A 21,943-nucleotide genomic window follows, 5' to 3' on the forward strand; every position below is an offset into this window, starting at 1 on the left:
ATTCAGCCATCTGTGCGAGGAGGTTGCTTGTGAATTCATCTGTACAACTCATGAAAAGCGAATACTTTCTGCATAATCATCTGCAACTTTTTGTCAATCGTTGCTCTGAAGATTTTGTGCTTCCTTTTCACGCACATGATTTTATTGAGTATAGCTATGTTGCCGAAGGAAAGGGCTTTCATCATATCGGTGAAGATGTCATTCCGGTGACAAAGGGGATGCTGTTTGTCATTCCTGTCGGCGTTCCTCATGTCTTTCGTCCTGTCAGCACAAACGTAACCGAGCATCCGTTAATTATATATAATTGCTTATTTAATACTGAATTGATCCACACGCTAACAGCCATCATTCAGGAAAAAGAAATCATTCATCATCTGATAGATCTGGCACAGAATCAGGTTCCTTATATAACCGTTGTGGATCACAACGACCGGATTGAAGAACTAATGGTGAACCTGTACCGTGAATCATCCGTTCCGGGGATCGGTTCGTCTACCATGTTATACACTCTGGTAACCCAACTGGTATTGATGACCTACAGACAACTTTATCAAGAGGTTCATGATGATGAAATTCAGTCCACCGATTTTGAGTACATTCTTCACTATATCAAGGAACACGTAAGCAATCGTATTCGGATGTCTGATCTGGTAAGTGTATCGGGCTGTAGCGAAAAACAGATTGGGCGAATGTTTCTAAGGCATACCGGTCAGACCTTTAGCAGCTACCTGCAGCATCTGCGCATACAAAAAAGCTGCGAACTTCTAAAGAGTTCACAGCACAAAGTCAGCCTGATTGCAGAGCTGGTCGGATATCGGGATATGGATTCATTCTATGCTGCATTCAAAAAAATAACAGGCGAAACACCTCTTGCCTATCGCAAAAAATCCAGAGTACAGCACTCTGGACAATAAGGTTAACTTTCAGACACCAACAACCTGTAACACTTCATCTATGTATGCCTTGGCCTCTTTCCATGAAGACATCAACGGAAAGTTGTATCGCTCACGCTCCTGTATGTTCCACGGATGCGGGATACAGATGACCTTTTTGCCGTCCTCGTGCGCTGGAATCAGGTTATGTGCCCCATCATCAATAAGCAAATCAAAAGCGAGTAAGTTTTTTCTTTTGCATGTAATAAACTGTTCTGCGGTTATAAAAGGCATATGCTGCTGAAGCCAGTTCCACTTCTCAACGACTGTTCTTGGTTCTGCTGCTGTCACGACAATGACATCATAAGCATCGTTCAGCTTTCTCATCTCATCTACAACATACTCGTCGAATAATTCCAATTCCTCAAACAGACCCGGCCGACCATAAAATACATCGTGCGTGCTCTCTGGATGACGCAAATGGGACGTATCCCAATGAATCATATCCTCATAGCGCAACGGATGGGTCGGAAAGTTGAGGTTGTTGTGATATATAGCCCGCTTGACCAGATGACATATCGTGTCATCCATATCTACAGCAATAATAGGTTTCTTCATGGTTGTTATCCCTCCCCCAATACGATCACAGTATACCATCCAGAATGTTATGTAGTCATCTTTTTTACCTTGAAATACCAATAGCGTTAATGAGAATTCTGCCTGATTATAGTAAAAAGGCGCCCCGGCGCCGTAATACCAGCTACGCCCGGGGTGCCTATATAGGTTGATCTATTCCAAGTTCTCACCATTTGAGGCAATGACTTTTTGGTACCAGCCAAAGCTCTTTTTCTTATAACGATTCAATGTGCCTTGTCCGTTGTCATCCTGATCCACGTAGATCACGCCATAACGCTTGGACATTTCCGAAGTGGATGCACTGATGATATCAATCGCTCCCCAGTTGGTATAACCCATCAGGTCCACACCATCCATAACGGCTTCTTTCATTTGTGTAATATGTTTTCTCAGATAATCAATACGGTAATCATCGATGATGGAACCATCTGCCTCAACCGTATCTTTCGCTCCAAGTCCATTCTCAACCACAAACAATGGCAGTTGATAACGGTCATACAGCTCTTTGAGTGTAACGCGCAGACCGATCGGATCAAGCTGCCAGCCCCATTCCGTACGCTCCAGATTCGGGTTTTTAATTGTACTGTACAGGTTACCACCCGTCACTCCATATTCCTCTGGGTTCACTGCGGACACCAAGGATGTGTAATAACTGAACGAGATGAAATCAACCGTATGTTCACGCAGGATCTGCTCGTCCCCTGGTTCCATTACAATGGTAATTCCGTTCTCTGCCCAGTACCGAGCCATGAACGTTGGATAACTACCACGAACTTGTACATCCGTATGCAGCAGGTTCAGCTGATTATCAATCTGTGCTTGCAGCACATCCTCTGGCTTCGACGTCGCCGGGTAGTGAATCATGCGTGCAAGCATACATCCGATCTGGAAGTTCGGGTTAATCTGACGTGCCTTTTCTGTTACCAGGCTGCTGGCTACAAATTGATGATGAAGCGCCTGATACGAAGCCTGCATCGTGTTCTCAACTCGGTCTTCAATAATACCCCCACCTGTGAACGGTTCAATAATGGTTGTGTTAATCTCATTAAACGTCAACCAGTATTTGACCTTGTCCTTGTATCGGTTCATCACGGTTTCGGCATATCTTACAAAATGTCCAATCACTTCACGGCCTGCCCAGCCGTTATATTTCAGGACAAGCGCCATAGGCATCTCATAATGCGATAGGGTTACAAGTGGTTCGATATTGTATTTACGGAGTTCATCAAACACTTCATCATAGAAACGCAATCCTTCTTCATTTGGCTCGGCATCATAACCATTCGGGAAAATGCGCGGCCAGTTGATGGACAGACGAAATGTCTTGAAGCCCAGCTCAGCGAAGAGCGCAATATCCTCTTTGAAACGGTGGTAAAAATCAATCCCGTAACGCTTCGGATAACCTTCCGCACTATGATGTGCCATTGCTTTCTCAACCGTTGCACTGGTAACATGCATCAGTTCTCTAAGGTTGGTGTAATCCTTTTTCTCAAAATAAGGAACCATATCGGCCGTCGACCATCCTTTGCCGCCAGCGTCAAATCCACCTTCAGCCTGGTTAGCGGCAATAGCGCCGCCCCATAGAAAACCTTCCGGAAACCCTTGTCGATTAATCATTCGTATCTCTCCTTCTTTAGTTGATATTGTTAGACCTAAGACGGATAGTTTAGATCTCAGCTTTCAAGACGTCTTCACCCATCGTGATTTCGCCCAATTTCACAGGTAGAACCTGCTTGTAATCAGCCGTATTGGTAACAACCATAGCGGTTGTAATGTCATATTCTTTTGCAATCTCGGCCAGTTCAAATGTGAGTAACTTGTCTCCAGCCTGTACACGTGCTCCAGTAGCAACATGTGCATCGAAATACTGTCCACGCAGCTTCACTGTGTTAATTCCAACATGAATCAGCAATTCCATTCCGTTATCACTGCGGACAACAATCGCATGTTTCGTTTTGAACACATTCATGATCGTACCTGTCACTGGAGATACCAGTTCGCCCACCGTTGGAACAAATGCCACACCTTTACCCATCAATTCATCACCAAATGTTGGATCATTAACTTCTTTGAGCGGGATGGATTTACCTGTCATCGGTGCAACGGCTACCGCATTACTCGTTGGTGTTGGAGCGCCCATGTCGTCCACATTCACGCTTGCAGCATCGCTGGAAGATGTTGTCGCTGGTGCAGAAGAAGCGCCTGGTGAGAATTGAGCCAACGCCTCAGCGTCTCCTTCTTCTTCCTTAATACCGAATATCGTAGACATAATCGTACCCACAACAAAGGCCAAAATCATGCCCACAAAGGAATACCAGAAAGTTTGTCCGATCAGGGAAGGAAGTCCTGGGAGACCACCGTTACCCGCAAGTACATACGCTTTCGCGCCAAAAGCAAGGGCGAATCCGCCACCCACTGCACTACCAATCATCGCTGCAGCAAATGGTTTTTTATACTTCATGTTAACCCCGTACATAGCTGGCTCCGTTACACCCATGAGTGCAGTGAAGCTCGTTGACAATGCCACGGTTTTGAGTTTTTTATCTTTTGCCCGGAAGAATACGCCAAGTGTTGCACCAGCCTGACCCATATTGGAGATAAAGGTCAAAGGCAAGAATTTATCAAAGCCCAGTGTAGCGATATTACTCAGGATGATTGGCACAAGTGCATAGTGCATTCCTGTCATAATAATGAGCGCCATCGCGCCGCCCAGAACAATACCTGCAATCAATCCGCCTTCATTCAGCAGCCAGTTGATGCCGCCAGACAAACCGCTACCTACAAATGTACCCAATGGACCGATCGCAATCAGCGTTACCGGAACCATAACAAGTAAGGTGATCAGCGGCACAAGCAATAGCTTGAGTGCAGCAGGGATAACGCGGTCAACCCATTTCTCAACATAGGACATCAACCATACTGCAAGAAGAATCGGGATAACCGATGAAGCATAACTTACAGCCGTAACCGGGATTCCCAAAAATCCAACCGATTCACCGCTAGATAACAATGCTGTCATGTCTGGATACATGAGTGCCGTACCTAGTGCAATCGCAACAAATGGGTTACTGCCGAATTTACGAGCAGCGCTGACTGCAATCAGTAAAGGCAGGTAATGGAATACGCCGTCACCAATAGCCGAGAGAATACGGTACGTATCCGTTCCAGCAGACATCCAACCTAAGGATACGAACAAAGCGAGTAATCCTTTAAGCATACCTGCCGCTGTAATCGCTGGGAGCATCGGAGCAAAGACACCTGCGATTGTTTCAAAAATTTTCAGCACGACATTTTGTTTTTTATCCGACTTTGGATCTTTATTTTCTGTAGTTTGCTGGATTGCCGGATTTCCCTTCACCATAGCGTCGAATACTTTTGACACGTCATTACCGATAATGACTTGGAATTGATCGCCGGAAATATTGGTTCCCATGACCTTATCCAATTTCTTGAGTGAGCCATTATCGACTTTGTCGTTATTTTTCAAATCAAAGCGCAGTCGAGTAACGCAGTGATACACCGAGTTAATATTGTTAGTTCCCCCAACGGCTTTAATGATTTCCTGTGCCGTTTCCTGATGTTTCATGATGTTTTCCTCCTCATTTTTCCAATAAAAAATACCCGAACGAATATAGCGCAAATTGTGGCGCCATCTCATTCGGGTATTGCCTGATTGAACAGTAACAAGCCCATAGGATATCCAGTTGTGATTTCATTCTATTACGTAATCATTATACGTCCCGCTTGGTTTTCATCAGACGTTCCAGATGGAGCGTTAGATATAACTGCTCAGAGTGAGTCATGTCATACTGATAATTCTTATGGATAAAAGTCTCGATCTTGCCAATACATTTGAATGTCTCCGGATAGTTTTTCCGAACCACTTCATATAAATACTCCTCGGCATCATCATGTGAAGAATGGGTAATGACACGCTGACAGAAATATTTCAAATGGGTGATGAAGCGGAAATAGTTGACGCTATCTTCATCCAATTCGACGTTGAAGTGATATTTGATGATATTCATAATCTCCTGCAACAGCTGCATTAGATGGGTGACATCGTTCATGGAATCATTCACTTCCGCATTGATGAAATGTAAGGCAATATTACAGATTTCATCTTTGGGAAACTCAATATCCAGTCTTTCCTTCAGCAAGGTCAGTGCTTCTCTGGCCACATCGTACTCCGCCTTATAGAAGTGCTGAACTTCCCAAGAAAGTGGATTACGAGTAATCATTCCTTTTTCCAAGCGCTGAACAGCAAAGTGAATGTGATCAGACAGCGAGACATAGATCCCGTCACTGATGGTTTTGTTCAATTGTGTTCGTGCCAGTGTCACAATATCATCTGTTGCCTGCAGAATCTCAATCGGCACTTCAGCTACGATGGATTTGAATTTCTCATAGATCGATGCATCCTGAAGACGAAATACCTTCTCAATCCGCTCTTCATCAATCTCATCGCCTGCTTTGAACTTAAATCCGATTCCCCGGCCGAGGATCAGTAGTTCCTGATTTTTGTCATCCACGGTACTGACAATATTGTTATTAAATATCTGTTTAATAATCATTATGGACCCACCTGGTTTTTTTTGAGGAATAAAAAAGGGCAAAACCAAAACAGAAATAATAAAATCATTTCCATAGTGGTTTTGCCCGCATTACCGGTAACAAGCCTCGAATCTAATTTATCATAACCTGAAAACGGTGTCAACAGGAAACCGATGTTTGGGTTATTATGGTTATGCAACATTTTACTTTTATGTTACATTAAATGAAATGTAAGCATTATTTAGTATGGCCTAAACTAAACAGGAGGATTCATTTTGAAAAAAATTATTTCAATGACTGTATTCATTGCTGCCATGTCACTCTTATTATCTGCGCCACTCACCTTGGCCGCAAACTCCAATGACCTCTCGTTGATAGAGAATCAAGAGTCTGCTGACCAGCTGGATCCAAAGACACAACAACTTTTGAGTGATGAACTAGTTAAACTCGTGGGGAAACAAAACATTCAATTCACCACAATAGACAAATCATTTGATCCGTGGGTCATTAACGGAACTATTGACGGAACCGGGTTCGCCTATTTCGCACAAACATACGATCCTGATACAAATCGTGTCGCGTCCACCCATATTATGTATGATAACGCTGATCTGAATAAAGTCATGGATAATGCGCTGCGCCTGAAGCTTGATGCCTTCCTAAAAACATTTGAAGATGAAGATATCTTCATTAAAGGTGGTTTCTGGCGTTTTAAAGCCAATGATCCAGAACATGGACATGTACTTCAAAACTACTGGGTCATCTTTGGACCAAGTCAACAACTATACATCGATGTGGACAAAGGTAATCAAATGTCGGCAATCCTGCAATATAAAATCGATGATTCCTATGCCTGGATGACAAACATAGCACGAAATTCACTCAAAACACTTGGAATCCCCTCAGTAAAAGCTTTTGATTACACTTTATTTACTGTAGAAGGAAAAGATATGTTATGGCAGTATCGGGATGACGACAATCTAAATTATGTGCATATCGGCAGCAAGACCGGAAAAGTATGGAAAGTCACTAACGAACTAGGTATTAATTGGAAAAATGATACTGATTTCAAAAAGGCTTTTGCCAAGCCCAAGCTCAGCAAAAACAAAGCACTATCCATCGCTGCACCTACAGTCAGATCTATATTTGGTATTGACCTAAAAGGTTATTCCGCTCGTATCCAAGAGAACGAATACACCTTCACGAAAAAAGGAGCCACAACGCTTATCGGTAAAATCAATACAAAAGGCGCATTTTATTCGTTTGAAGCCATTCCTTCAAAAGGGGTAAGAAACTAACTACATAATAAAAAACAGGCGGCTTGAAGCTCCGATTTCCGGGAGATCGAGCCGTTTTATTTTACAAATTAATCAGTATCCGTCTAAATTTGCATAAGAAATACTCTACTTTAGGATAACATTCGACTTGATCTTGTCATCCTAAAGCGGAGCCTATCATCAATCTACGGTTGACGGTTGACGTGCTTATATGCTAGCCCTTCTTTCGAAGGGCCCTTCATCATTGTTGGAACGTCACATTAATCTGTACAATCTCCGAACGACTGCTTGTGCGAATCGGAGGTCCCCAGAATCCAAATCCTGACGTTACGATGGAGTGCATGGAGCCCTTTTGCAGATAACCCCAATCATTCTCGTAGATCGCTTGTGTGATGAACTGAGCAGGCGCAATCTGACCACGATGAGTGTGACCGGATACGACCAGATCTACATTGTTTTGCTCCGCAATATCCAGATCATACGGCTGGTGATCCATCATAAGTACCGGTTGGCTCAAGTCCGTATCTTGCATTAATGTGGCTACTTCTGCACGATCCTTCTCTGTCCGGTCTTTCCGTCCTATGAGAGTGATCTTGTCATCCAGTACAATCTTGTCATCGTACAAAACTTGCATGTTGCTCTTCTCCAGCGCAGCGATTAGATCTTCAATCGGACCATCGAACTTGTCGTGATTCCCGAGTGAAGCATAGACGCCGTACGGAGCCTGAATATCGCTGATAATGTCGGCAATTCCGCTATTAAGATACATATCCAGATTGTCATCAATAATATCTCCAGGATACAGCACTAGATCCGGCTTCAGCGCATTAATCTCCTCCACCATGCGCTTGGCATGTGCAGGACCGGACAGTAATCCGAAGTGCATATCGGCAGCCATGACAATGTTGAGCTTGTCTACACCTTCTACTTTTTTATCAATCTTGATATTATATGTTCTCACTACCGGGCTATAGGCGTTGAAAATTCCATAACCCATTGTGGACACTAACAATACCAGTGTAACCACACCTGCCCATTTCTGAGTGTGATGTCTTGGGATACGGGTTAATCTCAGCAACCACATCGTCAGGTGGACGACTGGCAGGATCAGCAATAACAATGAGAAGATCGCCAGCCAGTAAGAACCGATGATACTGAGAATCGAGATACTTCCAAACACACGTGCCAAAATGAAGGAAACGGCAAGGAATACAAGCGCTATAATATAAAACCATCGAAATCTGGCGGACACAACTGGTTTCATCCAACTCCAACCACTCCAGCCTATGTAGAACACTAATAAACCGTATACGACCAAAAACAATATACCCGCTAATACAAACATGCTCGGTCTAACCTCCACGTCAATAAGTTGTATTCTGAATTTTCATCACGGATGTAATTCCGTCTGAACAAGTATAACGTAGTTGAAGAGTCAGATCATCTGTTTGCCCAACCCAGATTCGTACATTTTATTACAATTTGATGATATTCAAATTCGAACCATTAACGAGAAAAAGCACCCTTGCAGGTACCATGAAGTTGAATTCATGAACAACTGCAAGAATGCTATATATCTCGGAACTGATATTACTCGTTCGTGTCCATCCACTGGAAGTGGAATGAACCTTCTTTGTCCACACGTTTGAATGTGTGAGCACCGAAGTAGTCACGTTGAGCTTGCAGCAAGTTTGCTGGCAAACGCTCTGTACGGTAGCTGTCGTAGTAAGAAAGAGCGCTGGAGAAGCCTGGTACCGGAATACCTTGTTTTACAGCAGCCGCTATAACTTCACGCCATGCACCTTGATAAGACTCGACAATGTTTTGGAAGTAAGGATCCAAAAGCAGGTTTTTCAGAGCTGCGTCCTTATCATAAGCTTCTTTGATGTTTTGCAGGAATTGCGAACGGATGATACATCCGCCACGGAAGATCATGGCAATATTACCGTATTTCAGATCCCAGCCGTATTCATCGGAAGCTGCACGCATTTGTGCAAATCCTTGTGCATAGGATACGATTTTACTTGCAAACAGCGCTTTACGCACGTTCTCGATGAACGCTTTTTTGTCGCCAGAGAATGCTTCAGTTGCTGGTCCATTCAGGATTTTGCTAGCTGCTACACGCTCGTCCTTCATGGCAGACAGGAAACGAGAGAATACGGATTCCGTGATCATGGACAATGGAACGCCGAGATCCAGCGCACTTTGGCTTGTCCATTTACCTGTTCCTTTTTGTCCAGCCGCGTCCAGAATGACGTCAACCATTGGTTTGCCTGTTTCTGGATCATATTTGGAGAAGATATCTGCTGTGATTTCGATCAGGTAGCTGTCCAGCTCCCCTTGATTCCACTCGGAGAAGATCTCATGCAACTCTTCAACGGAAACGTTCAATACGGATTTGAGCAAGTGATAAGCTTCACCAATCAACTGCATGTCTCCGTACTCGATACCGTTATGCACCATTTTCACATAGTGTCCGGCACCGTCTGGTCCGATATATGTGCTGCAAGCGTCATCGCCAACTTTAGCGGAGATCGCTGTCAGGATCGGTTCTACCAACTGATAAGCACTTTCCTGACCGCCTGGCATGATTGCCGGGCCTTTCAGTGCGCCTTCTTCACCACCGGATACACCTGCTCCGATGAAGCGGAAACCTTTTTCTTCCAGTTCTTTACTGCGACGTTGTGTGTCAGGGAAGTAAGCATTACCTCCATCGATAATAATGTCGCCTTGATCCAGATGAGGAAGCAGTTGCTCGATCGTTGCATCAGTTGCTTTACCTGCTTGTACCATGATCAGAATTTTACGCGGAGACTCCAGGGATTCCACAAATTCTTCAATGGTGAACGCACCTGTCAGGTTTTTACCTTCTGCTTCTTTCAGAAGATCGTTCGTTTTCTCCGGGGAACGGTTAAATACCGATACCGAGAAACCTTTGCTTTCAATATTCAAAGCCAGGTTTTTACCCATTACTGCCAATCCAATAACACCAATCTGTTGTTTACTCATTATGTCCTCCCAATGCTCCATGATTTATATAATTCTATTGTAAGTTGAAACGAATATATGTTCAGTGATTATTGTACTGTTTTTTTCCAGTCAGCTGCAAATTTGTCCATACCTTGATCTGTCAGCGGGTGTTTGGAGATCTGTTCAATGACGGAGAATGGAACAGTTGCAATATGTGCTCCAGCCATCGCTACACGTGTAACGTGATCCGGATGTCTTACAGAAGCCGCAATAATCTGTGCATCCAGGTTATGTGTACGGAACAATTCAGCAATTTTGGTAACCAGTTGTACGCCATCTTCGGAGATATCATCAAGACGTCCCAAGAATGGAGATACATATGTCGCACCAGCACGAGCAGCCAGAAGCGCCTGGTTCACAGTGAAGATCAACGTTACGTTGGTTTTCACGCCTTTTTTGGTCAAGTAACGGCAAGCTTCAAGTCCTGCAAGTGTCATTGGCAATTTGATCGTAATGTTTTTGTCACTGTTGTTAATTTTGATCAATTCTTCTGCTTGCGCGATCATTTCTTCAGCAGTAAGGGCATCTGGTGTCACTTCCGCAGAAACGGACTCCACTTCAGGTACCAAACGCAAGATTTCTTCAATACGATCTTCGAATTTCACGCCTTCTTTGGCTACCAAAGATGGGTTAGTTGTTACACCAGACAATACGCCGATTTTGTATGCTTTTTGGATATCTTCCACGTTAGCTGTATCGATAAAAAATTTCATGATTAAATTACCTCCAGATATATTTTTTTTATTATGGTTTAGAGATTCGCATTAACCGCCAAGGGTATGCTATTTGTAACTACAGACTCCTGATCCGCCGGCTCATCAAACCACCAGTGGTGACCTTCTTCTTCAAGCATAACATCTGATTCAACCGGTCCATAGCTACCCGCAGGATACAGGTGAAGTGGCAACAGATTTTCCTGGAATGCATCCAGAATTGGTTGCACCCATGCCCATGACAATTCTACTTCATCCCAGTGGGCAAAGAATGTTGGATCACCCAGCAAAGCATCACGAATCAGATTCTCGTAAGCTTCCGCGAGGTCACCTTTATCCGGAGAAAGATCAATATGAACCGGTTTGAATTCACCTTTATTCTCAGGATCACTTGCATTCAGTTGCAATGTCATGCTCTGATCCGGACTCATCTCAATGACGAGCAGGTTTGGCTTGGAACCTTTGTTTTTCAGCACATTTGTCTGCCCTGAAGGTTCTTTGAATTCAATCACGATACGTGTTGATTTCTCCTTCATTCTTTTACCCGTACGAATGTAAAACGGAACACCACGCCAGAAGAAATCATCAATTTGCAATTTGGCAGCAATGAATGTGTCATTCATCGTATTCTCGGCTACACCCGGTTCAGCAGTATAAGCATTTACCGGTTTGCCTTGAATGTTACCTGCTGCATACTGTCCACGGATGATGTTTGCGCCCACAGTTTGCTTTTGTAACGGCTGGATCGATTCCATAATGTGTTTTTTCTTCAATCCAACTTTTTCGGAAGTACTGTTGTATGGAAGCTGAATCGCCATCATCATGAGCAATTGCAACATATGATTCTGGAACATGTCTCGCACTGCACCAACATGATCATAATAGGATGCACGTTCTTCGACACCTACAGTCTCATTCGCCGTAATTTGCACATTGGAGATGTAACGGTTGTTCCATAACGCCTTCATGATTGGGTTACTCTGATGCAACGTCTCCAGACGTTGTACCATCGGTTTGCCCAAATAGTGGTCAATCCGATAAATCTCTTCCTCCGTGAACGATTCGCTTAATTTGCGATTAAGGTCTCTCGCAGACTGTAGATCGTGACCAAATGGCTTCTCGATGACGAGACGTTTCCAGCCCTCTGTGGAACCCAGCCCACTTGCTTGAATGTTCTCGGCAATCGGTTCGAAGAATTCCGGACCAACCGAGAGATAAAACAAGCGATTGGATGGAATGCCAAGCTCAGCTTCTCTTTGTTCAACTAATCCCAACAGCTTTATATAATCTTCCTTATGGCTTATATTCAATACACTGTAGCGAAAAGCTTTCACAAATGACTTCACAACTTCAGGATCAGCCTGGCGTCTGGAAAATTCATTTAATGATTTTTCCACTTGTGCCTGAAAGAATTCATCAGACCACTCTCTACGCCCCAGACCAATCAATGAGAAGGTTTCCGGAAGCTTCTGCTCAAGATATAAGTTATATAAGGCAGGATATATTTTTCTTTTGGCTAAATCGCCAGTAGCACCAAATAAAACAATGGTAGTTGGTTCCATCTTACCGTTCTCCTTCCAAGTAACTCTGGTTTCTTTGTTGTAGTTACACTATAATACGTTTTATAGCTATACAAGTAATTAATATATTTCACAGGAGCTATAGACCACATCTATGACAACAAATTACGAACTATATAAAGTCTTTTACTGGGCCGCCAAAACGGGAAGTTTGACACAGGCTGCGAAAGCACTGTATATCACTCAACCCAGCGTCAGTCATGCCATCAAGCAGTTGGAAGATAGCTTTGGTCTCACCTTGTTTTATCGAAATTCCAAGGGTGTAGCGTTGACACAGGAAGGTGCCAGTCTGTACTCCTATATTGAACAATCCCAGATTCTGATCTCTCTTGCGGAAGAAAAAATGGCCGCACTGAAGAATCTCGACAATGGTGAACTCCGTATTGGTGGCAGCGACTCCCTGTTCAAGCATTACATGCTCGCATATCTAGAGGAATTCCACACCTTGTATCCTAACATCAAGCTACATCTGAGTCATGGAACCACGCCGGAAGTCATCACCTTTCTGAAAGAAGGCAAGATCGATCTTGGTGTTGTTCGCATGCCCATTGTTGATCCACAGCTTGAAGTCAGAGAAAGCATTCAGTTGAAAGACTGTTTTGTAGCAGGGGAACGTTATGCTCAGTTGAAGGGTAAAGTCATGACCCTTGAGATGCTTCTAGAGCATCAACTGATCCTCTTCTCCCGGAACAGCCGGGTTCGGATGGCTATAACCGAGTTGTTTAACAGCTATAATTACACGTTGAAACCTGAGATTGAGGTTGGTAGCGTTGATCTGTTGATTGAGTTTGCGCGTCGAGGACTGGGTATTTCCTATGTCACACGTGAGTTCATCTCCAAAGAGCTGGAGGAAGGTTCGCTCTTCGAAATTCAGCTTGATGTCCCACTCCCCCCTTCCCATGTGGGGATTATGACCAAACGAAATATGCCGATCTCTCTGGCTGCCAACCGGTTTATGGATCTCATTTTCAAAGCCTGAGTGGTCACAATGTCAAAAGGTATAACAAAGAGCCCTACCATCCAGTGGATGATGAGGCTCTTTGGCCTGCATAATGTTTGTGTTTATCTAACGATTAAAGACTCACCAGATAGGATGCGTCCAATATAAGGGCAACCTTACCATTACCGAGGATCGTTGCGCCAGATAGATGGTTCATCGCACCCAGATACGTACCGAGTGTCTTAATAACAACTTCCTGATTCCCTATAATCTCATCTACTGCATATGCTGCAACTTTGTCCACAGAACGCACAATCACCAGTGGAATGGTCTTGGATTTGCGGTCTGTTCGTGGATAGTTGAGCTTGTCGCACAGTCTGTGAAAGGGTACAATTCGCCCATGATTCAGGATCGCTTGTTGCCCCTGAATCATCTGAATATCTTCAGGTGAAATTCGAACAATCTCAGCAACATTATACATCGGTAATATCAGAACACGACCCGATACTTTGACTAGCAGACCTTTAATAATTGCCAAAGTAAGCGGTAGACGAATCGTAAACGTGGTGCCAACACCAACCTCCGTATCAATATCAATGATACCGTTGAGCCGCCCGATCTGGCTACGCACGATGTCCATTCCAACGCCACGCCCCGATACTTCACTGACAGAAGATGCTGTGGAGAAACCAGGCTCAAATATGAGATGGACAGCTTCCTGTGTTGTTAGGCGTGCAGCCTGTTCTTCACTAATGATACCTTTGCCCAAGGCTGAAGCTTTGATCTTCTCCCCATCGATACCTTTGCCATCATCCGAATAACGAATGACGACATGGTTTTCTTCATGAAATGAAGTTAAGGTAATACGTCCTTTGGACGGCTTACCATTCTGCGCCCGAACCTCTGCACTTTCAATGCCATGATCTGCACTGTTGCGGATGAGATGGATCAGCGGGTCACTCAGTTCTTCAATAATCATCCGGTCAAGCTCAGTCTCTCCACCTTGAATAACCAGTTCCAGATCCTTACCCAGCTTCTGTGATAGGTCACGAACCAATCTCGGGAAGCGACTGAATAGTTGATCGATAGGTAACATACGTGTCTTCATTACACCTTCTTGAAGCTCTTTGATCACCCTGCCCATATGATCGGATACACCACTAATACTCCGGATGAGTGTTGAAGACTCCTTACGCGCACCCGATCCACTCAGATCTGCAAGGGATGTTTGATCAATTAACAGTTCACCGACCAAATTCATCAAATGGTCCAGACGCTCAACATTCACACGAACTGTAGGTTGAGCAGCTTTCACTTTCTCATCCGAGCCAGATGTAGTCACGTTAGGCAAGCTTGGTTTCGTTTGCTCTGGTTCAGAAATTAATTCAAGTTGTGCAGAAGTCGCTGCAGCCTCATTGGATTCCAGCAGATACGGATCAATCTCCAACATATGAATATCCGAGTCTGTAGACAATTCTGCCTTAAGCTGCTGACGGTCCTTCGACGTTGCTACGATGATGATGAACTGACCATAATGATCATCTTCATTCTGCGCGCCCGGTTGGCTCTCCATGAGCGAAGTAGCGACAACCGTACCACAGATGTCCTCGATGCGTTGTCGTAAAATATGATATCTGGCCGCTTTCATCATACACTTCTGCTCCAGCACAATGTGAATGGACAATAACTGCTTGCCTGACACAATAGCCACCTGTGCAACAATCGATTCTGCTGGTTGCAATTGAGGTGTTAAAAGCTTTCCAACTACTGCCGGGTTCTGAATTAAATCCTTTATTTCTCGTACTACCGCTCGAAAATCTGCATAGGCTTCCCCACGGATATACTGATCACGAAGCACCTTCATGGCGTCCAAAGAGCGGAACAGCGTATCAACTAGCTCCGAAGTCATCTCCGGTTTTTTCTCCCGGACCCATTCAAGGGCATACTCCACTTCATGCGTGAGGTCGCTTAATTCACGAAAATCCATTGTGGATGCCGATCCCTTAATGGTGTGGGCTGCCCGAAACAACGTCTGAACCAGTTCTACAGAAGGCGAAAGCTCCAATGCCAGTAAAGACTGATCCATACGTTCAAGTTGATCATTCAGTTCTTCGATAAAGATGTCACGGTAGGCAGACAAATCCATCATTCGTATATACCTCCCTAACCGCCCAATATTTCGTCCAGTTTCAAAATGCCCACCAGCTTGTCTTCCTGTTGACCCACACCATGGAAAAAGCCTTCACGGTTTCGACCATATCCTCCGGTTGGCGGATGTATTTCCGAATATGTGGTTACCTTGTTCACTCGATCCACGATCAAGCCAATATATTCATCCTGATGTCGAACTACGATAATACGAGTCGCTCTGGTGTCCGGTTCATCCGGCATACCCAGCAGGTTCCGCAGACTCATCACACATACAACCTTGCCACGCAGATTAACTACCCCTTTGATCTCTGTACGGCTGAATGGGATATCTGTGATGCTGAGCATTTTAATAATTTCGTGAATTTCTTCGATTCGAATAGCGCAGGTCTCTGCACCTACAGACAGTTCAATATATTGTTCCTTCTGAAGTGAAGACATCGATTCACCCTCAATTCAATTGGTTTATTGGGTTTTGAAGGCAGCCGCAGATTTCGCCAACTCTTCAGCAAGATGTGCCAAAGACTGGCAGGTTGCCGCAGTCTCTTCTGATGCAGCCGCAGATTCTTCACTGGAAGCCGAGATGGATTCAACAGAGCTCATCACCTCTGCGGCTTGGGCTGCTTCTTCTTCACATGCAGCAGCAATTTCGTTTACTTTCTGTGAGGAGTTATTGACCATATCAATGATCTGATCAAAAGCCTGTCCAGTCATGGAAGACTGCTCAACACTGGCTGCTACGGCCTGTACACTTTGTCTCGTGTTTTCCTGCATTGCTTTGATGATGGCTGTAATTTCTTTGGTCGCCTCGCCGCTTCGTTCGGCAAGCTTCCGGACTTCATCTGCTACTACAGCGAATCCTCGCCCTTGTTCTCCCGCACGTGCCGCTTCAATTGCAGCATTCAGCGCAAGCAGATTCGTCTGCTCAGCGATATCGTCAATCACTTCAATAATGTCACCGATTTTACGAGAATCATCTTCAAGCTTGGTCATTTTTGTATTAACGGCTTGCATACCTTCCAATGAAGTCTGTACAACAAGTCCACCTTCACGAGCAGTCTTCACAGTATCGTTGGACAGTTCTGCCGCTTCTTCCGCACTTGCAGCTACCGAGTTAATGGCAAGTGAAAGCTCCTTGAACAATTCGGAGATATTTCCTGCCTCACTGGATTGGCTCGTGCTTGTGCTTGCAATTTCCTGGGTGCTGGCTGAGATCTGTTCCGAAGAAGCAGCAACACTTTGGGAGTTCATCACAATGTTATTAATTAACTCTCTCAGATTGTCTACCATACGATTCAATGCCGCAGCCAGTTGACCCACCTCATCTTTGCTGGAGATGTCTGACTTAAGGGTTAGATTTCCGTTGGCAACTTCCGTAGCTAGACCCAGCATAGCCACGAGTGGCTTCGAAATGGAGCGAGAGATGATATACCCAATGAGGATACTGAAGAGTACGGACAAAACCACAAGAATTATCGTTATTTTAAATGCTTGTGAATAGGCAGCCTGAGATTGTATATTCGCCTGTTCAGCCAAACTTTCATTAAGGTCGATCAAATTGGTAAGGAGCTCAACAATCTTGTCCCCTTGAGGTTTAAGCTCAGATTTAAGGTAGGTATTAAAGACACTTTGATCATCTGCAACAGCCAGATTAGTTGCTCGTTCAAACATTGTTAAATATCCTGGATATTCCGCATCAAAATTACGGAGTAATTCTATTTCTTCAGCGGTTGTTGCAAGCGGACGATAGATGGTCAGGCGATCATTCACACTCTGACGGATCGAAGCGATGTTCTCCGTGATCCGAGTTTTTTCAGTTTCTACGGTTTCGAAGCTTAAATCACGTACATTCACACGCATTCTTTGATAATCAATCTGAGCAGAGGATAATTCTTTCACAGAGATTAGATTGTTGTTATACATCTCTTGCATTCGTTCATTCGTACTTCTCAATGTTACTACAGAGTAGACGCCAAGCCCCGCTAGGATTATCGACACAATTAAAAATGCTGAGATAATCTTTGTTGCTGTTTTCAAATTTCCAAACCACTTCATGTAATCTCCTCCTAGGCATCTTAGTGTCCAGTTATGTATATAACGCTTGGTAAACCCTTCTCTAGGTCGCGCTCCAGACAACTTACGATCTATTTCGACATAAATATATTAAAACTGAATAGGAGATTTTTATTTCTATAAATTTGCACTATTATGAATTTTTATTTCAGATATAAAGAATCTTATTTTTAATATATTTTATACTTTTTGCCTATTAAATTGTTATTTTCACTTGCATATATACGTATATTCAATATTCCGTATTGACTTCCACATACATCTCCATACAAAAATTTCATATGAGATGATCTTCTTATATTTACATAAGAAGTTGTATAGTTCTTCCGTCTAACACACATATCATTTTCCATGAAAAAAAATTATATATTTTGATGTTTACACTCAACATTTTAAGACTTAAGTCCAATAAACACACACTCATAATGAGTCCATACTCCCATAAAAAAAACCAAACTCGAATCAACAAAGTTTGGTTTTGAATCGAAAAAACATACTTTAAATTAACATAAAACCCGTTTAAAACTAATTACTTATGTGTTATATAACTGCTCAAGTTCCATTAAGCGGTCCTTAATCCTGTGTGGAATAATACCAAACAGGTTATCCCACGTCATGAACATCTCTGGTTTGAGTAAATATTCTTCGAACTCCATGGTAGGTACGAATGCTTTGGTCTGCAGATAACGCTCCACCTGAGCATCGATCTGTTCATTCGTTTCAAAATAACCTTGAAACAACTCATTCACAAGTAGCCCATCACATCCAGCTTCGGCACCTGCTGCACTATATAGGTTTGGCAATAACTCAAATACAACTGGAAGTGGTGAGAAAGCATGTTTGCCTGGCTGCGAGTACAGACATACATGATGTCCAACCACATTGACCCGTTCCTTCAATAATCCGCGCAGTACCTTTCCATGAAAGCTGGCTTCACAGTCCACTACCTCTCCGTCATGACCGACATATACCCATACATGCTCCATTTCATACAGATGGCCAATCTCATAATCCCACCAAATTGCATATTCAATCACATATTGTACTACCTCGCTTGGAAACTCAATGTTCCTTTTGAACGATGGTGAAGGCCCGGATTGATGCAGCACAGAAATGCCAACAAAATCCGGATAAAAGGGTTCGTTTCTGTCAAACATCAAGACAGGTGCATAACTCATCGCAGTTTCAAGCGTTTCCATTTCTGACATGTTCATTCATGAGTCCTCCGTTTTTGTTGGATGTTCATACTATACTAACAGAGAACGTAATACACCGACTCAGACATTTTTAATTTTTTTCTAATATAATACCAATCCCCTCCATGGACTTCATACGAGTATTACATCGACACATCAAAAAGCCTGCAACTGTTATTCTCCAGTTACAGGCTCTGTAGTTTGATAATGAATAAAGAATCTGAATTAAGACTTCTGTTTATTGGATGGTGACACGGACGTTTTGGAGGGTGAAGTCGATTGATCAGAAACCTGTGTATCACACCCTATTTGAGGGCCCAAAATCGCATCATTTTTAATAGACGCAACAGCTCTCGCATATGCCTCTTCATCCAAACAGTACGCGCGGTGAGCCACCTCCGGCGGTGTAGCTGCCAAGAAATCCGCTCCAAACACAATATCAGGCGTTGGTTGATCAAAGATAGTTAATACATATACATCATCTGTCTCAGCCACAAACCAGTGAAACCAGCCTTTCGGAAATACCACAACCTGACCTGGTTTCAGACGATATGTCAATCGTTCACGCATAAACGGATTGAAGACTGACGCTGTAATTTCACCGGTGATGACCACAACCATCTCCGTAACATTGGTGTGCCAGTGCGGTTGCACAATAATTCCTTTGCTTAAGTGCACGTTGAAGAAACCATTCGCAATGGTCGGCAGCTGTTCTCCAAACAACTGGGTTACATAGTTGCGTGAATCCCTCTGATAATTGACAACCGCATTGGAATCGGCTGCCAGCGGAACATTCGGGGCTTGCAAAATCGGATTCATCATACGATCATTTCTCCTCCTTGGGCATACATCTCATTGTTGTACTGTATGCCGGAGAATAGAAAGATAATACCGCTACTTCTTCCCGCCTTAGACCCGGTGTTCTTCGCTGTCCATAAGATCCTGACAATCCAACTTGTTCTGGTTGAATGTGGCTTCTCCGTGATTTCAAAAAATCACCCAGTTTTTTGTTACGGCTTATACCTGTATCCATAGACATTGTTCCTTTTTATAAAAGCATTCAAGCCTGTTCGACTCTATCTCAAAATGGTAGTCTCTGAATGACTTTGATATAATTCATCTATCATTAGTTCTGCAGAATACTTGGTTTACAAGTAGCTTAGCATCGATTGATGCAGAACGAAAGGAGCATAACATGATCCCCAATGTTGGAGATGTATACTGCGTGTACGTCGAAAAATTACAACAATATACAGCCTGCCAGGTAATTGGACTGAAAGAAACGGAGGGTAAAACTTCTGACACGCTTGCCTCCGTCCTTCAGTTGGATTGGACTGGTGATCAACTGCCTAATGAAATGCAGCTTAATCAGATGAAACCGCTGATCTGTAACATCTATTTCTGGAATGATCGACTTTCCCATAGTTTCGTGAGTGCTAATGTTCCTTCACAGTATGTGCTTGCAGGCAATATCCCTCCTCTCTACACCGAGGAAACAAATACGTATGGAGGAGGCTGGCCTACCGGAGAAAGTCTCTATCTCCAGCGTGAATGGGAAAGCATCGATGCGATCCGAAGAGCGAAGTTCAAACAAGCTGCGGATGATGACAAAGAAGTCATGGTTGGCAATCGTGTAATGCGGCGCAGTACAAGTACACTCCGCGATTTCAGCCCTAAATCTGTGGAAGATGTAGCCGAACTCGCAAAGCTACCTTGCCTGACACATATTGAAATGGATGGATATACGGAATCGATCTTTCCATTTATAGAGGATAATCCGTTCATTAATGAACTTCATATCATACATCATGGTCAAATGATGCTCGATATCAGCAACAGTCACCTGACCAAACTTATTGTGGATGTCAGCGGGTTGAAGGAGTTAATTTTGAACTTTAAGATGAAAAGTCTGAATTTTACAGGGGAGCTGTCTCCTGGTCTGCGTATCGTGGCTCATGAAGAAGGTAAATGCATCACTCTCAATGTTCCATCGGGAATGCCACAGGTTACGGGTATCTCACGACTTGCCGGTCTGTATATCAGAGAGATTACGGAACTCAATCTGGAGCCACTTGTACAGTATTATCCTGAGCTTTCAGAGTTGCGATTGTGGGGTAAACCCGGAAATCTATCCCATATAGAATCGATTCAGCATTTGGCGAATTTGCAAACCTTCACTACATATGACCTGTTTGGCTTCAATGGTGAGGAATTCCCTGATCCAGAGCAACTTCCAAAATTGGCTACGCTGTGGCTAACCAGCCTGCCTGCCGATGCATCCAAATCGATCAAAACAAGATATAAAAAATCCGCTGCTGCCGGACTTGATATAGAGATCACTAAAGCACGCAAACCGGAATGGCTTGCGGAGAACCTGAACAATCCATTTCGGGATTGGGATGGACGGGACCACATCAAGGCAGCTCACGCCAAAAAAGCAGCTCAATTGTACAAGCAGTGCTTGAAGGAAATCCGTCAGTTAAGTCAAGAATGTAACAACCAGAAAGTTATGCACAAACAGCTCGTCTCCATGGTTGAGAACTACACACAGACCTTCAACAAGATGGATGCCAGGACCGGCTTTATTGAAACTGTTGAGCGTGAAGAGATTTATGTTGTTCTAACGGAGTTACTGAATCAGTTACAGGAGAATTTGGAACTGCGTCAAGATGATCTGATTAAGGTTAATCACGAGGAATTATATGAGGTATTTGATCGTATGAGGGATTTCTAGTTTACACAAAAAGGGTCCTGTTATGAAAATGGCAGGACCCTTTTTTGCATGAATAGAATTTCTTACACTCTATTTTCCCCTTAATTCTAATTTAATAAGATATCAACGAATATAAAGCAGTGCTAGGAAGTGGAAATTTTAAATGCAGTCTAGTCTGTTGCACGATATGTGTAAGTAACTGCTGATCAAT

The 21,943-nt window shown here is 43.6% G+C and carries 17 protein-coding genes; 4 read left to right on the plus strand and 13 right to left on the minus strand.

Annotation, left to right across the window (positions count from 1 at the left end; all coding sequences use genetic code 11):
* The first annotated feature begins 29 nt into the window (after positions 1-29).
* Positions 30-914, plus strand: coding sequence for an AraC family transcriptional regulator (locus QVE09_RS04870; RefSeq protein WP_315935912.1), 885 nt, complete (start codon positions 30-32; stop codon positions 912-914).
* 9 nt (positions 915-923) lie between these two features.
* Here QVE09_RS04870 and QVE09_RS04875 read toward each other — a convergent pair whose 3' ends face one another.
* From QVE09_RS04875 to licT, 4 genes are all read right to left on the minus strand, one after another.
* Positions 924-1,490: a 5' nucleotidase, NT5C type gene (locus tag QVE09_RS04875; RefSeq protein ID WP_315935913.1), complete on the minus strand. Its 567-nt coding sequence runs from the start codon at positions 1,488-1,490 to the stop codon at positions 924-926.
* Positions 1,491-1,661: 171 nt separating this feature from the next.
* Positions 1,662-3,125 (minus strand): glycoside hydrolase family 1 protein, encoded by a 1,464-nt coding sequence (locus tag QVE09_RS04880; RefSeq protein WP_315935914.1) that lies wholly within the window; start codon positions 3,123-3,125, stop codon positions 1,662-1,664.
* Positions 3,126-3,174: 49 nt separating this feature from the next.
* A complete protein-coding gene (locus QVE09_RS04885; RefSeq protein WP_315935915.1) occupies positions 3,175-5,094 on the minus strand; it encodes a beta-glucoside-specific PTS transporter subunit IIABC in 1,920 nt (639 codons plus the stop codon).
* Positions 5,095-5,239: 145 nt separating this feature from the next.
* The gene (gene licT, locus QVE09_RS04890; protein WP_047843461.1) at positions 5,240-6,082 is read right to left on the minus strand and encodes a BglG family transcription antiterminator LicT; all 843 of its coding nucleotides are present in this window, start codon (positions 6,080-6,082) and stop codon (positions 5,240-5,242) included.
* A gap of 255 nt (positions 6,083-6,337) precedes the next feature.
* On the opposite strand from licT, the gene QVE09_RS04895 reads away from it, so the two are divergent.
* A complete protein-coding gene (locus QVE09_RS04895) occupies positions 6,338-7,360 on the plus strand; it encodes a hypothetical protein (RefSeq protein ID WP_315935916.1) in 1,023 nt (340 codons plus the stop codon).
* 220 nt (positions 7,361-7,580) lie between these two features.
* Here QVE09_RS04895 and QVE09_RS04900 read toward each other — a convergent pair whose 3' ends face one another.
* The 4 genes from QVE09_RS04900 to zwf form a co-directional block, all read right to left on the minus strand.
* Entirely contained in the window at positions 7,581-8,684 is a 1,104-nt protein-coding gene (locus QVE09_RS04900; RefSeq protein ID WP_315935917.1) for a metallophosphoesterase, read from the minus strand.
* 245 nt (positions 8,685-8,929) lie between these two features.
* Positions 8,930-10,348: an NADP-dependent phosphogluconate dehydrogenase gene (gndA, locus tag QVE09_RS04905; protein ID WP_315935918.1), complete on the minus strand. Its 1,419-nt coding sequence runs from the start codon at positions 10,346-10,348 to the stop codon at positions 8,930-8,932.
* Positions 10,349-10,416: 68 nt separating this feature from the next.
* A complete protein-coding gene (gene fsa, locus QVE09_RS04910) occupies positions 10,417-11,082 on the minus strand; it encodes a fructose-6-phosphate aldolase (RefSeq protein ID WP_062835043.1) in 666 nt (221 codons plus the stop codon).
* A 38-nt stretch (positions 11,083-11,120) separates the two neighbouring features.
* Complete coding sequence (gene zwf, locus QVE09_RS04915) at positions 11,121-12,644, minus strand: glucose-6-phosphate dehydrogenase (protein WP_315935919.1); 1,524 nt, start codon at positions 12,642-12,644, stop codon at positions 11,121-11,123.
* A gap of 112 nt (positions 12,645-12,756) precedes the next feature.
* Here zwf and QVE09_RS04920 point away from each other — a divergent pair, with 112 nt between their 5' ends.
* Positions 12,757-13,641, plus strand: coding sequence for a LysR family transcriptional regulator (locus QVE09_RS04920; RefSeq protein ID WP_315935920.1), 885 nt, complete (start codon positions 12,757-12,759; stop codon positions 13,639-13,641).
* A gap of 94 nt (positions 13,642-13,735) precedes the next feature.
* On the opposite strand, the gene QVE09_RS04925 is transcribed toward QVE09_RS04920, so the two are convergent.
* The 5 genes from QVE09_RS04925 to QVE09_RS04945 all read right to left on the minus strand — a co-directional run bounded on the left by QVE09_RS04925 (position 13,736) and on the right by QVE09_RS04945 (position 19,841).
* A complete protein-coding gene (locus tag QVE09_RS04925) occupies positions 13,736-15,751 on the minus strand; it encodes a chemotaxis protein CheW (protein ID WP_315935921.1) in 2,016 nt (671 codons plus the stop codon).
* A gap of 14 nt (positions 15,752-15,765) precedes the next feature.
* Positions 15,766-16,191, minus strand: a complete 426-nt coding sequence (locus QVE09_RS04930) for a chemotaxis protein CheW (protein ID WP_315935922.1) — start codon at positions 16,189-16,191, stop codon at positions 15,766-15,768.
* Positions 16,192-16,215: 24 nt separating this feature from the next.
* A complete protein-coding gene (locus tag QVE09_RS04935; protein WP_315935923.1) occupies positions 16,216-17,805 on the minus strand; it encodes a methyl-accepting chemotaxis protein in 1,590 nt (529 codons plus the stop codon).
* Between the two features lie 551 nt (positions 17,806-18,356).
* Positions 18,357-19,037: a hypothetical protein gene (locus tag QVE09_RS04940; protein ID WP_315935924.1), complete on the minus strand. Its 681-nt coding sequence runs from the start codon at positions 19,035-19,037 to the stop codon at positions 18,357-18,359.
* Positions 19,038-19,244: 207 nt separating this feature from the next.
* Entirely contained in the window at positions 19,245-19,841 is a 597-nt protein-coding gene (locus QVE09_RS04945; protein ID WP_315935925.1) for a cupin domain-containing protein, read from the minus strand.
* A 373-nt stretch (positions 19,842-20,214) separates the two neighbouring features.
* Here QVE09_RS04945 and QVE09_RS04950 point away from each other — a divergent pair, with 373 nt between their 5' ends.
* Positions 20,215-21,753 (plus strand): hypothetical protein, encoded by a 1,539-nt coding sequence (locus QVE09_RS04950; RefSeq protein ID WP_315935926.1) that lies wholly within the window; start codon positions 20,215-20,217, stop codon positions 21,751-21,753.
* Positions 21,754-21,943 lie beyond the last annotated feature (190 nt).

The organism is Paenibacillus sp. ClWae2A (genome assembly GCF_032452295.1).
GTDB lineage: Bacteria > Bacillota > Bacilli > Paenibacillales > Paenibacillaceae > Paenibacillus.

Coding starts and splice junctions, on each gene's coding strand:
- licT (WP_047843461.1), bottom strand. CDS start 6,082: ATGATTATTAAACAGATATTTAATAACAATATTGTCAGTACCGTGGAT.
- QVE09_RS04880 (WP_315935914.1), bottom strand. CDS start 3,125: ATGATTAATCGACAAGGGTTTCCGGAAGGTTTTCTATGGGGCGGCGCT.
- QVE09_RS04950 (WP_315935926.1), top strand. CDS start 20,215: ATGATCCCCAATGTTGGAGATGTATACTGCGTGTACGTCGAAAAATTA.
- QVE09_RS04930 (WP_315935922.1), bottom strand. CDS start 16,191: ATGTCTTCACTTCAGAAGGAACAATATATTGAACTGTCTGTAGGTGCA.
- QVE09_RS04885 (WP_315935915.1), bottom strand. CDS start 5,094: ATGAAACATCAGGAAACGGCACAGGAAATCATTAAAGCCGTTGGGGGA.
- QVE09_RS04935 (WP_315935923.1), bottom strand. CDS start 17,805: ATGAAGTGGTTTGGAAATTTGAAAACAGCAACAAAGATTATCTCAGCA.
- fsa (WP_062835043.1), bottom strand. CDS start 11,082: ATGAAATTTTTTATCGATACAGCTAACGTGGAAGATATCCAAAAAGCA.
- QVE09_RS04940 (WP_315935924.1), bottom strand. CDS start 19,037: ATGAACATGTCAGAAATGGAAACGCTTGAAACTGCGATGAGTTATGCA.
- gndA (WP_315935918.1), bottom strand. CDS start 10,348: ATGAGTAAACAACAGATTGGTGTTATTGGATTGGCAGTAATGGGTAAA.
- QVE09_RS04920 (WP_315935920.1), top strand. CDS start 12,757: ATGACAACAAATTACGAACTATATAAAGTCTTTTACTGGGCCGCCAAA.
- QVE09_RS04875 (WP_315935913.1), bottom strand. CDS start 1,490: ATGAAGAAACCTATTATTGCTGTAGATATGGATGACACGATATGTCAT.
- QVE09_RS04925 (WP_315935921.1), bottom strand. CDS start 15,751: ATGATGGATTTGTCTGCCTACCGTGACATCTTTATCGAAGAACTGAAT.
- zwf (WP_315935919.1), bottom strand. CDS start 12,644: ATGGAACCAACTACCATTGTTTTATTTGGTGCTACTGGCGATTTAGCC.
- QVE09_RS04945 (WP_315935925.1), bottom strand. CDS start 19,841: ATGATGAATCCGATTTTGCAAGCCCCGAATGTTCCGCTGGCAGCCGAT.
- QVE09_RS04900 (WP_315935917.1), bottom strand. CDS start 8,684: ATGTTTGTATTAGCGGGTATATTGTTTTTGGTCGTATACGGTTTATTA.